Source organism: Actinopolymorpha sp. B11F2, from assembly GCF_040195635.1.
Lineage (GTDB): Bacteria > Actinomycetota > Actinomycetes > Propionibacteriales > Actinopolymorphaceae > Thermasporomyces.
This window is the reverse complement of sequence record NZ_JBEFTX010000009.1, coordinates 161,188-175,190: the sequence shown is the minus strand read 5'-3', so window position 1 is coordinate 175,190 and position 14,003 is coordinate 161,188. Positions and strand designations below refer to the sequence as shown.

The following is a 14,003-nucleotide window of genomic DNA, read 5'->3' as shown; positions in this document are numbered from 1 at the left end:
GCAGGCATGCTCGGCGTGGTCATTTGCGCGGCGACAGGCCGGCCAAGCGCGGGCACACCGGGTCGGGGTGACCCCCGGGCGGGTCAGGGTGCTTCCGGATGCGCGGGGCGGGCCTGAGGGGGCAAGATATGACGGTGCCTTACGGACCGGAAATGCGTGCTTCAGACGGTGATCGGGAGAAGATCGCCTCGCGCCTGCGTGACGCGCATGCGGAGGGCAGGCTCTCCCTCGGGGAGTTCCAGGACCGCCTGGACGCGCTGTACGACGCCCAGACCTATGGCGAGCTGGAGCCACTGGTCCGTGACATTCCGGTCATGCGTACCCACAAGACGCCGGCGATCGTCGAGGAACCTCGCGAATCGGCTCAGTCCCAGGAGGTGCGCAAGCGCTCCAAGGGCGACAAGGCCATGGCGGTCCTGTGGACCATCTGGGCGTGTGCCGTCAGCATCAACCTCGTCGTCTGGCTGATGGTCTCGGTCGGCAACGGCAATGTGGAGTACTTCTGGCCGGCGTGGGTCGCGGGACCCTGGGGCGCGACGCTGCTGGCGATCGAGGTGACACGCCGCCAGTTCCGGGACTGAGCGGCAGGGCCCCCGGCCGAGGAACCCCTCTATTGCCCCAATTTCGCATCCTGACGCCGGTGACGTAGACTGCGACGTCGGTCTTTGCTCTGCCCTGTGGCACGTCTGTGCCTGATTTGGGGCCGTGGGCAGGGCTTTCGGAAGCGGGATGTCAGCCAAGCAGACGCCCCGCCCAACGATCACAAGCCAGGCGAAGTGCGGAGGACATGCCGAAAAAGGAAGGTGTCATCGAGATCGAGGGCACGGTCGTGGAGGCGCTACCCAACGCGATGTTCCGCGTGGAGCTCCAAAACGGACACAAGGTCCTCGCGCACATCAGTGGCAAGATGCGACAGAACTACATCCGGATCCTTCCCGAAGACCGCGTGGTTGTGGAGCTGTCGCCGTACGACCTGAGCCGAGGGCGGATCGTCTACCGCTACCGCTAGAACACCGAGCCTAGAGAGCACTGATGAAGGTCCAGCCCAGCGTCAAGAAGATCTGTGACAAGTGCAAAGTGATCCGGCGGCACGGCCGGGTCATGGTGATCTGCGAGAACCCGCGCCACAAGCAGCGCCAGGGCTGAGCGTCTGACGCCACCGGCCCAGGACCGCGGCGACCGGCGCACCAGCGCAGGTCACCATCCCCACAACTGAAGCCGCCGAAAGAGATGGCGCGACCGCTCACCAGCACACGTCGTGGTGGTGTTGCCCCCGGCACGGAGGCCGGGGCCCTGCCGGATAGGAAGAGGTCCACCTGAGGACCCGATGATCCAGGGCAGGCAGGGACGCGGCGCGCATGAGACCTCCGCCAACCGAAAGGACACCTGCCCACATGGCACGCCTCGTCGGCGTCGACCTCCCGCGCGACAAGCGCATCGAGGTGGCGCTCACCTACATCTTCGGCATCGGCCGGACCCGGGCTCTGGCAACACTCGAGGGCACCGGTGTCAATCCGGACCTACGCGTCCACCAGCTCGGTGACGAAGAGATCGTCAAGCTCCGCGACTGGATCGACTCCAACTACCGGGTCGAGGGCGACCTCCGGCGTGAGGTCGCGGCCGACATCCGGCGCAAGATCGAGATCGGTTGCTACGAGGGCCTCCGGCACCGCCGCGGTCTTCCTGTGCATGGTCAGCGCACGCGGACCAACGCACGCACCCGCAAGGGTCCCAAGAAGACCGTCGCAGGCAAGAAGAAGCCAGGCCGTAAGTAGTTCCCGTTCCCGCGGAATCGTCAGCGTTTGCTCAGCGGTTTCGCCGGATGGGGCCAGGGCCCTCGATCTTTAGGAGTTCGTACACCAGATGCCTCCCAAGAGCAGAGCCGGCGCCGCCAAGAAGGTGCGCCGCAAGGAAAAGAAGAACATCGCCTTCGGGCACGCGCACGTGAAGAGCACGTTCAACAACACCATCGTGACCATCACCGACCCGACAGGTGCGGTGATCGCGTGGGCCAGCGCCGGCACGGTCGGCTTCAAGGGTTCGCGCAAGTCCACGCCGTTCGCCGCGCAGATGTGCGCGGAGTCCGCCGCTCGCCGGGCCATGGAGCACGGCATGAAGAAGGTCGACGTCTACGTCCGCGGACCGGGTTCGGGCCGCGAGACCGCGATCCGTTCCCTCACGGCCACCGGCCTCGAGGTGGGCACGATCCAGGACGTCACCCCCGTGCCCCACAACGGCTGCCGCCCGCCGAAGCGGCGCCGGGTCTGAGCCCCACTAGCGGTTAAGGAGTACGACGAGCGATGGCCCGTTACACCGGTCCGATGACCAAGAAGTCCCGCCGCCTGGGCACCGACCTGGTAGGCGGCGACAAGGCGTTCGAGCGCCGCCCCTACCCACCCGGCCAGCACGGCCGTGGCCGGCCGAAGGAGAGCGAGTACCTCCTTCAGCTGCGGGAGAAGCAGAAGGCGCGGCTTTCGTACGGAATTCTCGAGAAGCAGTTCCACCGCTACTACAAAGAGGCGCACCGCCGCGGTGGCAAGACCGGCGACAACCTGCTGCAGCTGCTGGAGTGCCGGCTCGACAACGTGATCTACCGCGCCGGTATCGCCCGCACGCGTCGGCACGCACGCCAGCTCGTGGTGCACGGCCACTTCGAGGTGAATGGCCGGAAGGTCAACATCCCGAGCTACCAGGTGGGCGCGCACGACGTGATCGACGTACGCTCGAAGTCGCGCGAGACGACACCGTTCCTGATCGCACGCGAAACCCATGGCGAGCGTCCCGTCCCCGGCTGGCTCGAAGTCCTGCCGGGAACCCTGCGGGTCCTCGTCCACCAGGTGCCCGTCCGGGCGCAGATCGACATTCCGCTCCAAGAGCAGCTGATCGTCGAGTACTACTCGAAGGTCTGATTCCACCCCACGAGATCGCTGCGCAAGCTCCGCGATTCCGTGGGGTACCCGAAAAGGAGTCGACCGGCGGGCTACGAACCTCCCGCAGGGTCATTCATTCGTTGGCGTCATATGGCGGGCGCCGCGGAAAGGAAACAACAATGCTCATCGCACAACGTCCCACTCTCGCCGAAGAGGTTGTCAACGACTACCGCTCACGTTTCGTGCTCGAGCCCCTCGAGCCGGGATTCGGTTACACGCTCGGCAACTCCATCCGGCGGACGCTGCTGTCGTCCATCCCCGGAGCGTCTGTCACCAGCGTCAAGATCGACGGTGTCCTCCACGAGTTCTCGACGATCCCGGGCGTCAAGGAAGACGTCACCGAGGTCGTCCTGAACCTCAAGGAGCTGGTCGTCTCCAGTGAGCACGACGAGCCGGTGACGATGTACCTCCGCAAGCAGGGCCCGGGCGAGGTGACCGCTGCCGACATCGCGCCGCCGGCCGGTGTCGAGGTGCACAACCCGAACCTCCAGATCGCCACGCTCAACAGCAAGGGCAAGCTCGAGATGGAGCTGGTCGTCGAGCGCGGCCGCGGCTACGTCTCGGCGGTGCAGAACAAGCGGGTGGACGCGGAGATCGGCCGGATCCCGGTCGACTCGATCTACTCGCCGGTGCTCAAGGTCACCTACAAGGTCGAGGCGACCCGGGTCGAGCAGCGGACCGACTTCGACAAGCTGATCGTCGACGTCGAGACCAAGCCGTCGATGCGGCCGCGGGACGCGGTGGCGAGTGCGGGCAAGACGCTGGTCGAGCTGTTCGGGCTGGCACGCGAGCTCAACGTCGACGCCGAGGGCATCGAGATCGGCCCGTCGCCGGTCGACGCGCAGCTCGCCGCCGACCTGGCGCTGCCGGTGGAGGACCTCAACCTCACCGTCCGTTCGTACAACTGCTTGAAGCGGGAGGGCATCCACACGGTGGGTGAGCTGATCTCCCGCAGCGAGCAGGACCTGCTCGACATCCGCAACTTCGGCGCCAAGTCGATCGACGAGGTGAAGCAGAAGCTGTCCGGCATGGGCCTCGCGCTCAAGGACAGCGCGCCTGGATTCGACCCGAGTGCCGCGGTCGACAACTTCGACGAGGAAGAAGAAAGCTTCGCCGAGACCGAGCAGTACTGATACGGCCGTACGTAGGGCGGTCGTTCACGCAGGATCGCTTTCGTAGGAAGGGGCCCCTCATCCCAGCGGTTGCTACGAGGGGTCCCTTCATCGGGGAACGTCCCCACCACTGACTCCGGTACCTCATACGGCCGGTGCAGGAAGGAGAACCAGCAATGCCCAAGCCCTCCAAGGGCCCTCGCCTCGGCGCCGGCCCCGCACATGAGCGGCTGATGTTGGCCAATCTCGCGACGTCGCTGTTCCGGCACGCCCGGATCACGACGACGGAGACGAAGGCGCGCAGGCTGCGGCCGTATGCGGAGAAGCTGATCACCAAGGCGCGGCGCGGCGATCTGCACGCCCGCCGGCAGGTGCATGCGGTCATCCGTGACAAGGAGATCGTGCACACCCTGTTCGCGGAGATCGGTCCCTACTACGCCGATCGGCCGGGCGGCTACACCCGGATCACGAAGATCGGTCCGCGCAAGGGTGACAACGCGCCGATGGCCGTGATCGAGCTGGTCCAGGGCCAGGTGGGTGGCGGCGACACCGGCGGTGCCGGCGCTGGCACGGCGGCAAAGAAGGCCGCATCCGCGCCCGCTGCGGCGGAGAGTGAGTCTGCTCCGGCCGAGAGCGCGTCGGCGGAGGCTGCCGAAGCGTCCGCGACAGACGCCGGGAACGAACCGGCGGAGGCCGCGGAGGACAGTGCTGACAGCGGTGACAGCAAGGACGACAAGTCCTGACGGCTGTCCCATCCGACCACGAGCCAGAGCCCGCTGAGCCTTCCATGCAGGAGGACAGCGGGCTCTCGCGCATCCAGCCGGCGGCAGAGCTGGTGCGTCTCCGGCTGGATGTGGCGTACGACGGAACCGACTTCGCCGGCTGGGCGGCTCAGCGTGGACAGCGCACCGTCCAGGGCGAGCTGGAGCGCGCTCTCGCCACGGTCCTGCGGCTCGCCGAGCCGGCGCCGACGACGTGTGCCGGGCGTACGGACGCCGGCGTCCACGCTCGCGGCCAGGTGTGCCACGTCGACGTCCCACGTCCGGCGTACTCCGCGGTGCCCGGCCGGGATTCCACCCACCCACCCGCCGTCTCCCTCCTCCGCCGGCTCGCTGGCGCCCTGCCTGCCGACGTCCGCGTCCGGGGCGTCCGTGAGGCGCCGGCCGGGTTCGACGCGCGGTTCTCCGCGGTCTGGCGGCGCTATGCGTACCGCGTGTGCGATGACCTGGCCGCGGCGGATCCGCTCCGCCGGCGCGAGGTGCTCCTCCACGCGCGCCCGCTCGACGTGGCGGCGATGAACGCGGCGTCACACCGCCTGCTCGGCGAGCACGACTTCGCGGCGTTCTGTCGGCGGCGGGAGGGCGCGACGACGGTCCGCCGGCTGCTGGACCTTTCGTGGGAACGCGACGCCAGCGGTCTTGCGATCGCCCGGGTGGTGGCGGACGCGTTCTGCCATTCGATGGTGCGGGCACTGGTGGGCGCATTGCTGGCGGTGGGTGTGGGCCAGCGCCCCGTCGAGTGGCCGGCGGCTGTGTTGGCGGGTCGCCTGCGGGACTCGGCCGTGAACGTCGTACCACCGCGCGGCCTTACCCTCGAAGAGGTGGGCTATCCACCGGATGACGAGCTGGCCGCCCGCGCGCACGCGGCTCGGCGGCGCCGGACCGTGGAGGCAGGGGACGGAGATTCGGCGGGAGCCGCCGGTTCATGAGCGATCACTACTTTTCCGCCGAGCCGGGTTCCCGGGCAGTGCCGCGGACCGTGTCGTTCTCGGCGTACGGGCGTGCGTACACACTGACGTCCTCGAGCGGGGTGTTCGCCGGCGACCGGCTCGACCTGGGGACGTCCGTGCTGTTGCGGGAGGCGCCGCTGCCGAGCCGGCCGGGCACGTTTCTCGACCTCGGCTGCGGCTACGGCCCGATCGCCTGCGTGCTCGCGACCGGGCAACCTGGGGCGACCGTGTGGGCCGTGGACGTCAACGTGCGGGCGCTGGAGCTGACACGTGCCAACGCCGCCACGCTCGGCATCGCCGGACGGGTACGCGTCGCGCCGCCGGATGATGTGCCTGACGACGTGTCCTTCGACCAGGTCTGGTCCAACCCGCCGATCCGGATCGGGAAGCCGGCCCTGCATGCCCTCCTTGAGCGGTGGCTACCGAGGCTCACCCCCGACGGTGTGGCGTGGCTGGTCGTCGCCCGCAACCTCGGCGCCGATTCGCTGCAACGCTGGCTGAATGGCGAGGGCTGGCGTGCCGAGCGGCACGCCAGCTCCAAGGGATACCGGGTTCTCGCCGTACGCCGGAGCTAGCTCCTTGCGTCCGGCGGGCGCGGGGTGGGCTCCGGCCAGTCCGGCCAGTCCGCAGGTGTCGGCGTGGTGGTCGGTGCGGGAGTGGGTCGCGGTGGGGCGGGGGATTCGGACGGCGTCGGCGTGGGTTCGGGCCAGTCCGGCCACGGCGTGGGCGTGGCCGTCGGCGAGTCCGACGGCGTGGGCGCTGGCTCGGATGGCCGCGGGGTGCCTGGCGGGCAGGTCGGGGCCGGTGGTGGAGAAGGCTCGAGCGGTTTGGCGGTAGGCGTCGGTGCCGTCGTTGGCCTGGTGGATGGTGCGGTCGCCGCCGGTGACTTCGACGGGAGCAGGGAGGGCGTCGGCGACGGTTCGGGTGTGCAGTCCGTGGGTCGTGGCGTGGGTGGCGCGGGCCGTGGCGTCGGTGTGGAGGGCGTGCCGTCGGCGGGGACGATGCCACGCTCCAGAATCGGGAGGGCCGCGACGCTCGTCACCGTACCGACCACAGCGAAGGCGGCGCCTCCGGCGACCATCGCGCGTCGAGCGTGTTGGCGTCGCCGCGCCCGCGCGAGTGCGAGATCGGCCATACCGGGAACCGGCCGGGCATGGTGGGCAAGGTCCTCGATCGCGTACCGGATCCGACCGTCGGGATCGTCCGGCGGCAGCTGCTGGTATGAGTGGGGAGTCACGGGCGTACCTCCATCGATGTGGGCTTGCGTGCCGCCGCTGCGGCTGCGGCCAGCGGGTGGTCGGCAAGGTCTGGAGCGAGGACGCGAAGTCGAGCGAGCGCCCGGGAGGTCTGGCTGCGTACGGTGCCGACCGAGCAGCCGAGGACGGCGGCGACTTCGCGTTCGGGCAGGTCCTCGAGGAATCTCAGCACCAGGACGGCCCGCTGCCGTGGAGCGAGCTTCCGCAGCGCTTGCAGGACGTCGAGGCGCGGCCCGACCTGCTCGGCCGGATCACGGGCGGCCGGGTCGTGTACGGCGCCAGCGTTGCCGACCCCGGGGGTGGCGGCCGGGTCCTCGCGAATCCTCGCCCTTCGCCGCCAGCGGCTCACCTGGTCGTGGTAGATGGCACGCCGGACGTACGCCTCGGGTTCGTTGACCTTGTGCCACCTGGCCGCCAGCTTGGCGAGCGCGTTCTGCACGAGGTCCTCGGCGAGGTGCTGGTCGCCGGTCAGGACGTACGCCGTGCGCAGCAACGCCAGCGAGCGCGCGTCGACGAACTCCCGGAACTCGTGCTCGGACCGTGCGTCCATGCAGGCATCCTCCCGTTGACTAGTCATCCCGTAAGACGCACGGACGTCCAGTCACTATGCCTGCAGTTCGGAAGGGAACCTGCATGCGAAAAGAAGCGGAAAGGACCACGCTCGGCAGGCGCTCCAGTTGCCTGGACCATGCGACGCACGGCGCAGGCAACCGGCCGACTGCTCTTACGTGGTCCTCTCAGACGCTGACGTCGAGCGCTCGTTCAGGAAGGAGCGTCGCCGAAGTCGGGGGATCTCCAGCTGCCTACCACCTGTAGCCGGTTGCTTGACCTCGGCGAGGAAAGCGCCGCGAGAGCCCGGCGCCATGATCATGAAGAGGAATCGGCACATGCGCCCCGGAATCCTTCATGATCATGATCATGATCACGGGATACTCGCCGACCTCTGGCAGGGATGGCGTGCGGTCCCGCCAACACCGATGATGAGCATCATCGTCGACGCCGGGCTCCGGTGTCTTGCGGGTGGAGTTGCCCATGAACGTTCCTTCGATGCTGGCCCGTCAGCACCTGGTCCTGGCCTGCGTCCTCGCTGCCGCGGCGGTCGCCGCACTGATCCTCGGTGTCCGCTGGCTGGCCCCTGTGCCGACGGAGGGGGCGGCGGGCGGAATGACGGGGGGAATGGCGGAGGGAGCGACCGCCATGCGTGGGGAGTCGTACGGAGGAGTCGAGGTGCAGGTGCCGGCGAGCTGGGGATACGGCACGACGGGCTGGCCGCCCTGTCTGCAGAAGGCAAGTGACTCGCCGTACGTCGGACGGCCCGTCGGCGGGATTCCCCTCATCGCCTGCAAGGAGAAGGTCGCTCCCCTCGACAAGCGGAAGGCCTACCTGTGGTTCGACACCTATCGGGCGACGCCCGGCGTCCGGTCTCACGATGGCGGTTGGGCGGAGGAAACCCGAGTCGTCGCGGGAGTCACCCTGACCGTGTTCACCGATGATGCCGCGCTGCGTGAGCGGATGCTCGACTCCGCACGGAAGGTCCGCGAGACGGACACCTACGGGTGCCCGGTCGACCACCGGATCACCACCGGTCCGGACGTACGACCGGACCCTGGGACCGGTGGGCTGGCGACGGTCGGACAGGTCGAGTCGATCACGGTGTGCAGGTACGCCCTGGACCGCGGGCAGAACGTCGCTCCCCAGCCGGTGCTGTCCGCGAGTCGGCTCACTGGCCCCGCTACCCGGAAGCTTGTGGACGCCGTGCGCGCGGCACCCGAGGGCGGCGGACCGAACGAGCCCCAGAACTGCAGCGCAGACTGGGCCTTCGGCGAGGAGGTCATCGTGCTGCTGGTGCACGGTGAGCGGGAACAGGAGGTCTTCGTCCGCTACAGCGGCTGTGATGCCCACGGTATCGACGACGGCGCCACCCTGCGGGCACTCACCGCCGACGTCGTGCGGCCGTTGCTGCGCGGGCCGCATGCCCCGGGCGGACTCCAGGGGCAGGTCGGCCTGATGGTCTGGCCCCGGACCGGTACGAAGTAGACGCGGACCCGATGGTTCCGGCGTACGACCGTAAACCGCTCGCGCCCGCTGACGGTGGACCGGGACACTGGGCTGCATGGGCTATGTGGACGTCGCGGGGATCCGGTACGAGCTGCCGGACGGTCGGGTGCTGCTCGACGACGTGTCGTTCCGGGTGGGTGAAGGCGCCAAGGTCGCCCTCGTCGGCGCGAACGGGTCGGGCAAGACCACCCTGCTCCGGATCGTCGCCGGCGACCTGGACCCGCACGCGGGTGCCGTGAGCCGCAGTGGCGGCCTGGGCGTCATGCGGCAGTTCGTCGGGTCCGTACGCGACGACACCACGGTTGCCGGCCTGCTGCTCTCGGTCGCGCCGCCGCGCATCCGTACCGCCGCCGAGTCCGTCGAGCGGGCCGAGCTGGCCATGATGGAACGAGACGACGAACCCACGCAGCTGCGCTACGCCCAGGCTCTCGCCGACTGGGCCGACGCCGGAGGCTACGACGCCGAGGTGTTGTGGGACGTCTGCTGCACCGAGGCCATCGGCCTGCCGTACGAACGCGCGCGCTACCGGGAGGTCCGCACCCTCTCCGGCGGCGAGCAGAAGCGGCTCGCCCTCGAGGCCCTGCTCCGCGGTCCCGACGAGGTGCTGCTGCTCGACGAGCCGGACAACTTCCTCGACGTCCCCGCCAAGCAGTGGCTCGAGGAACGCCTCAACGAGTCGGACAAGACCGTGCTCTACGTCAGTCACGACCGGCAGCTCCTCGCCAACACCGCGACCCGCGTCGTCACGGTGGAGCTGGGCGCCGCCGGCAACTCGGTGTGGACGCATCCGCAGGGGTATGCGACCTATCACCAGGCCCGCCTCGACCGGTTCGCGAAGCTCGAGGAGCTCCGCCGGCGCTGGGACGAACAGCACGCGAAGCTCAAGGCGCTGGTCGCGCTGTACAAACGAAAGGCCACCAGCAACGACAAGATGGCGTCGGCCTACCACGCGGCGCAGACCCGGCTGCGGAAGTTCGAGGAGGCCGGGCCGCCGCAGGCGCTCCCACGCGAGCAGAACGTCAAGATGCGCCTGCGTGGCGGCCGCACCGGCAAGCGGGCCGTGATCTGCGAGACGCTGGAGCTCTCCGGTCTGATGCGAGCGTTCGACCTCGAGGTGTGGTACGGCGACCGGGTCGCGGTGCTGGGATCCAACGGCTCCGGCAAGTCGCACTTCCTGCGGCTGCTCGCGGCCGGAGGTTCGCTCCCCGAACCCGAGCACCGGCCGGTGGGCGACGTCCCGATCGCGCCGGTCGCGCATACCGGCCGGGCGCGGCTGGGCGCGCGGGTACGTCCCGGCTGGTTCGCGCAGACGCACGAGCATCCGGAGCTGGTCGGTCGTACGTTGCTGGAGATCCTGCATCGCGGCGACGACCATCGCGTGGGCATGCCGCAGGAGGAGGCGGCGAGGGCGCTGGACCGCTACGAGCTGGCGCAGGCAGGCGACCAGACCTTCGAGTCGCTGTCGGGTGGCCAGCAGGCGCGGCTGCAGATCCTGTTGCTGGAGCTGTCCGGTGCGACCCTGCTGCTGCTCGACGAGCCGACGGACAACCTCGACGTCACCTCCGCCGACGCGCTCGAGGAGGGCTTGGCATCGTACGAAGGAACTGTGGTGGCGGTCACCCACGACCGGTGGTTCGCGCGCGGGTTCGACAGGTACCTCGTCTTCGGCGAGGACGGCAGCGTGTACGAATCCGACACCCCGGTCTGGGACGAGGGTCGGGTGAGCCGCGCTCGCTGATGCGGCTACGCCTGAACGTGGCCGCATCAGCAAGGTCTGCTGATCAACTGCCTCCCGAACCACCGGAGCTACTGCCGCCGGACTGGCCGCCCTCGGCGCCTACGTAGTACCAGGCGCCGTCCTGCTCGAGGAACGCAAGTGTGGCCTCGCCCTCCGGCGTGCGGAGCGAAAACCCTGTCGTGCCCGGAAACCAGGTCGAATCGGTGGTCCCGACGATCTCCGCGTCCTTGGTCAGCTCGGCGAACTCACTGATGTCGGCCGCGGAGTCCGGTTGCATCTCGTTGATCTCCTCCTGGCTCAGCTCCTCCCCCATTGCCGTGAGGCAGTCTGGGTGTGCGACACAGTGCATCATCCATACCGTGTCGACATCCCCGGCCTGTACGGCCGACAAGAACGTCTGGGCCGCTGCCTCGGGGCTGCTCTGGTCCCCGTCGGTACTTTCCTGGCTGTCCCGCTCAGTTCCGGTCCCGGCGTCGCCGCTGCTCACGGCCTTGCCTGCGGTCCCATTGCCACCGGCTGTGTTGTCAGAGTCGCCGCCGCCCTGGACGAGCGCGACGGTGACCACCAGGGCAACGACGACCACCGCCGCACCGGCAGCGATGATCCAGGGCAGAGCACGCTTGTTCCCGCCGCCCGGCGGGAACTGCTGGCCGGGGGAGCCCTGCGGTGCGTAGCCCTGCTGGGGCGGGTAGCCGTGCTGCTGGTATGGCTGCTGCGGTGGGTAGCCCTGCTGCGGTGGGTAGCCCTGCTGCGGTGGGTAGCCCTGTGGCTGCTGGGGTGGGTAGCCCTGTGGCTGCTGGGGTGGGTAGCCCTGCTGCTGGTAGGGCTGCTGGGGCGGGTGGCCCTGCTGGTGTGGCTGCGGCGGCTGCTGGTGTGGGGCTTGCTGCTGGTGTGGCTGTTGCGGGTACTGCCCAGGCGGCGTTGTCATTGCTGGATCCTCCCCGTCGAGTGACCCCGGACATATAAGGACATAGAGGATGTCACAACAGAAAGCGGATCGGTGTCACAGTCAGTTCGCTGGCGCAGAACACATCGACGAGGCGGCGCGAACGACACGGCGGTGAGCACAGACCGCTCACGCCCGACCAGCTGTCCGAGATCGAGCAGCTCCTGCGAACCACACCAACCCAGTCATGGCCATCAATGGGTTCCGCCGGGCTTTCACGCATTCGCGTGCCGGACTCAGATCGACGGGATGCTCTCCACCAGCAGGTCGGAGACGCAGAAGCAGGCCGGCGAGAAGTCCTTCGTCCAGCCGAACCGGAGCAGGGTCGCGCGCAGGACCGACGGTGAGGCCCGGTAGTCGGTGGCGACCATCGACGCGAGGGGCACGACGGTGAGCTGTGGGACGCAGGCGAGCAGGGCGTCGCGGAGTCCCACGGTGACGAAGGCCAACGGGAACAGCGCCGATGTGACGGCGGTGGCGTCTGGGCCCCCGACGCAGATCCACTCCTCCTCCGGCGGTTCGTACGCCGTCAGCGTGAGGTTGTGGGCCCGTCCGAGATGGGTGAGGGTGGTCTCGGCTCCGCGCCTGCTCCACTCCGGCAGGGGGGCGTTCCATGGTGCTGTGCCTTGCCAGCGGCTGAGTACGGGATCGAGGTCCATCATCGCAGGGCATAATTCCCCGCCCTACAACGCCAAAACTGCACGAGGCGTGTCGACACGAGGTCCGCGTCACGACAAGCCCCATGACGTCGCGTGCGCCTCCCCTTGACGTTTCGGGCGCCGCCCCTTGAGGTCTCGAGCGGGACCGGATGACGTCTCGGGCGGCCGGCCATGACCATGTCGGAAAGTCGGCTATGCGCCCGAAACCTTCACGATCATGATCACCGGGCGGTCGTGGGGCTGGGGCTCCTCGGCTTGCGCAGGGTGAGCCGCAGGATCCGGTCGTCCTCGGCCACGATGTCGTTGCGGCCGTCCCGGTTGGACGTGGTGAGCCAGATGCTGCCGTCGGGCGCGTTGATCGCGTCCCGGATCCGTCCGTATCTCCCCACCAACGCGTCTATCGGTCGACCGGCGATCCCGGCCCCCGGCCGCCACCGGATGCTGGCCTCGCCGGTGCCCGCTCCCGCGATCCGTTCGCTGCTGATGTTGACCGGGCCGCCGAGGCCCACGAGGTAGATCCGCTGACCGCGCAGGCAGGTGACGATCGCGGTACGACCGAGGATGGCGATGCCGTTCGTGACGCCGATCTCCGGCCGCCACACCGCGACCGGGTTGGTCATCGCCGGCTCCGTTCCCATGCCCTGGACCTTGGGCCAGCCGTAGTTCCGGCCGGGTGTGATGAGGTTGAGCTCGTCCCAGACCGCCTCGCCGATCTCCGCGGAGTACATGCGCCCCTCGGCGTCCCAGGCCATCCCTTCGGGATTGCGATGCCCGTACGACCAGATCAGTGAGTCCTTGAACGGGTTGCCCGGCGCCGGCTTGCCGTCGGTGGTCATCCGCAGGATCTTGCCGCCGAGATTGTCCAGGCTCTGCGAGCCTCCGGCGTGGGAGGCGTCGCCGGTGCTGGCGTAGAGGTAGCCGTCGGGTCCGAACCTCAGCCGTCCGCCGTTGTGGACCCCGGCGCCCGGAATGCCGGTGACGATGGCCTCCGGCCGCGGGTGGCCGTCGAGCCGCACCCTGGCGATCCGGTTGTCCTTCTTCGTCGTGTAGTAGATGAAGATCGTCTTGTCTCGGGTGAACCTCGGTGAGACCGCGATGCCGAGCAGGCCGCCCTCGTTGTTGGCGTACACGCCCTCGATGCTGGTGAGGGGTCTGACGGTGAGCTCGCCGCTCGCGTCGCGGCCGGGGCCGACCTTGAGAATGCGGCGTTTGTGCCGTTCGGTGACAAGTGCGCCGCCGTCGGGGAGAAACGCCACTCCCCAGGGGACGTCGAGCTTGGTCACCAGCGTGCTGACCGAGACAAGATCGTCGCCTCTGGACGATCCCCTGGGGTCTTCGTGGAAGTGGAAGTCCGTGGGCGTGGGGATGTCCGTCGGCGAGGGCGCCGGATCTGTCGTACACGCCGAAACCAGGGCAAGCGCCAGTCCCACGACCAGCGCGGCGGCGCGGATGCGGCACGGGGTCGGCACATCGCACTGCAATGCTGATGACGATTTGTGACAGGTCACGTACTGACGGTATCTTCCCGGCGGTGGCGGAAACGCCAGGTCCGGTTCTTCGGATCGTCCCGTGCGC

Annotated in this window: 17 protein-coding genes; 12 read left to right on the top strand and 5 right to left on the bottom strand. The window is 68.8% G+C overall.

Going from position 1 to position 14,003, the window contains the following annotated elements; all coding sequences use genetic code 11:
- Positions 1-152: 152 nt before the first annotated feature.
- The 10 genes from ABN034_RS18065 (at position 153) to ABN034_RS18020 (ending at position 6,346) form a co-directional block, all read left to right on the top strand.
- The gene (locus tag ABN034_RS18065) at positions 153-581 is read left to right on the top strand and encodes a DUF1707 SHOCT-like domain-containing protein (protein ID WP_349326761.1); all 429 of its coding nucleotides are present in this window, start codon (positions 153-155) and stop codon (positions 579-581) included.
- 206 nt (positions 582-787) lie between these two features.
- Entirely contained in the window at positions 788-1,009 is a 222-nt protein-coding gene (gene infA / locus ABN034_RS18060; RefSeq protein ID WP_349326762.1) for a translation initiation factor IF-1, read from the top strand.
- A gap of 23 nt (positions 1,010-1,032) precedes the next feature.
- Complete coding sequence (gene rpmJ, locus ABN034_RS18055) at positions 1,033-1,146, top strand: 50S ribosomal protein L36 (RefSeq protein ID WP_020575560.1); 114 nt, start codon at positions 1,033-1,035, stop codon at positions 1,144-1,146.
- 248 nt (positions 1,147-1,394) lie between these two features.
- Entirely contained in the window at positions 1,395-1,775 is a 381-nt protein-coding gene (gene rpsM / locus ABN034_RS18050; RefSeq protein WP_349326765.1) for a 30S ribosomal protein S13, read from the top strand.
- 88 nt (positions 1,776-1,863) lie between these two features.
- Positions 1,864-2,268 (top strand): 30S ribosomal protein S11, encoded by a 405-nt coding sequence (gene rpsK / locus ABN034_RS18045; protein ID WP_349326767.1) that lies wholly within the window; start codon positions 1,864-1,866, stop codon positions 2,266-2,268.
- A gap of 32 nt (positions 2,269-2,300) precedes the next feature.
- On the top strand, positions 2,301-2,909 hold the full coding sequence (rpsD, locus tag ABN034_RS18040) for a 30S ribosomal protein S4 (protein WP_349326769.1): 609 nt from the start codon (positions 2,301-2,303) through the stop codon (positions 2,907-2,909).
- Positions 2,910-3,049: 140 nt separating this feature from the next.
- Entirely contained in the window at positions 3,050-4,063 is a 1,014-nt protein-coding gene (locus ABN034_RS18035; RefSeq protein WP_349692161.1) for a DNA-directed RNA polymerase subunit alpha, read from the top strand.
- 155 nt (positions 4,064-4,218) lie between these two features.
- The gene (gene rplQ / locus ABN034_RS18030; RefSeq protein WP_349692160.1) at positions 4,219-4,785 is read left to right on the top strand and encodes a 50S ribosomal protein L17; all 567 of its coding nucleotides are present in this window, start codon (positions 4,219-4,221) and stop codon (positions 4,783-4,785) included.
- A gap of 44 nt (positions 4,786-4,829) precedes the next feature.
- On the top strand, positions 4,830-5,750 hold the full coding sequence (gene truA, locus ABN034_RS18025; protein WP_349692159.1) for a tRNA pseudouridine(38-40) synthase TruA: 921 nt from the start codon (positions 4,830-4,832) through the stop codon (positions 5,748-5,750).
- Positions 5,747-6,346, top strand: a complete 600-nt coding sequence (locus tag ABN034_RS18020) for a class I SAM-dependent methyltransferase (RefSeq protein ID WP_349692158.1) — start codon at positions 5,747-5,749, stop codon at positions 6,344-6,346. Before truA ends, ABN034_RS18020 begins: the two co-directional genes overlap by 4 nt.
- On the opposite strand, the gene ABN034_RS18015 is transcribed toward ABN034_RS18020, so the two are convergent.
- Positions 6,343-7,008 (bottom strand): hypothetical protein, encoded by a 666-nt coding sequence (locus ABN034_RS18015; protein ID WP_349692157.1) that lies wholly within the window; start codon positions 7,006-7,008, stop codon positions 6,343-6,345. The two genes, ABN034_RS18020 and ABN034_RS18015, sit on opposite strands and share 4 nt — an antisense overlap.
- Complete coding sequence (locus ABN034_RS18010) at positions 7,005-7,577, bottom strand: SigE family RNA polymerase sigma factor (protein ID WP_349692156.1); 573 nt, start codon at positions 7,575-7,577, stop codon at positions 7,005-7,007. Before ABN034_RS18010 ends, ABN034_RS18015 begins: the two co-directional genes overlap by 4 nt.
- 482 nt (positions 7,578-8,059) lie before the next feature.
- On the opposite strand from ABN034_RS18010, the gene ABN034_RS18005 reads away from it, so the two are divergent.
- Together ABN034_RS18005 and ABN034_RS18000 are read left to right on the top strand one after the other, a co-directional pair.
- A complete protein-coding gene (locus ABN034_RS18005) occupies positions 8,060-9,064 on the top strand; it encodes a hypothetical protein (RefSeq protein ID WP_349692155.1) in 1,005 nt (334 codons plus the stop codon).
- Between the two features lie 76 nt (positions 9,065-9,140).
- The gene (locus ABN034_RS18000; protein WP_349692154.1) at positions 9,141-10,823 is read left to right on the top strand and encodes an ABC-F family ATP-binding cassette domain-containing protein; all 1,683 of its coding nucleotides are present in this window, start codon (positions 9,141-9,143) and stop codon (positions 10,821-10,823) included.
- Between the two features lie 43 nt (positions 10,824-10,866).
- Here the strand turns inward: ABN034_RS18000 and ABN034_RS17995 are convergent, their stop codons facing one another.
- From ABN034_RS17995 to ABN034_RS17985, 3 genes are all read right to left on the bottom strand, one after another.
- Positions 10,867-11,751 carry a hypothetical protein gene (locus ABN034_RS17995; RefSeq protein ID WP_349692153.1) on the bottom strand — a complete coding sequence of 295 codons (885 nt, stop codon included), beginning with the start codon at positions 11,749-11,751 and terminating at the stop codon, positions 10,867-10,869.
- 254 nt (positions 11,752-12,005) lie between these two features.
- A complete protein-coding gene (locus ABN034_RS17990) occupies positions 12,006-12,431 on the bottom strand; it encodes a hypothetical protein (RefSeq protein ID WP_349326784.1) in 426 nt (141 codons plus the stop codon).
- Between the two features lie 218 nt (positions 12,432-12,649).
- The gene (locus tag ABN034_RS17985; RefSeq protein WP_349692152.1) at positions 12,650-13,936 is read right to left on the bottom strand and encodes a PQQ-dependent sugar dehydrogenase; all 1,287 of its coding nucleotides are present in this window, start codon (positions 13,934-13,936) and stop codon (positions 12,650-12,652) included.
- Between the last annotated feature and the right edge of the window lie 67 nt (positions 13,937-14,003).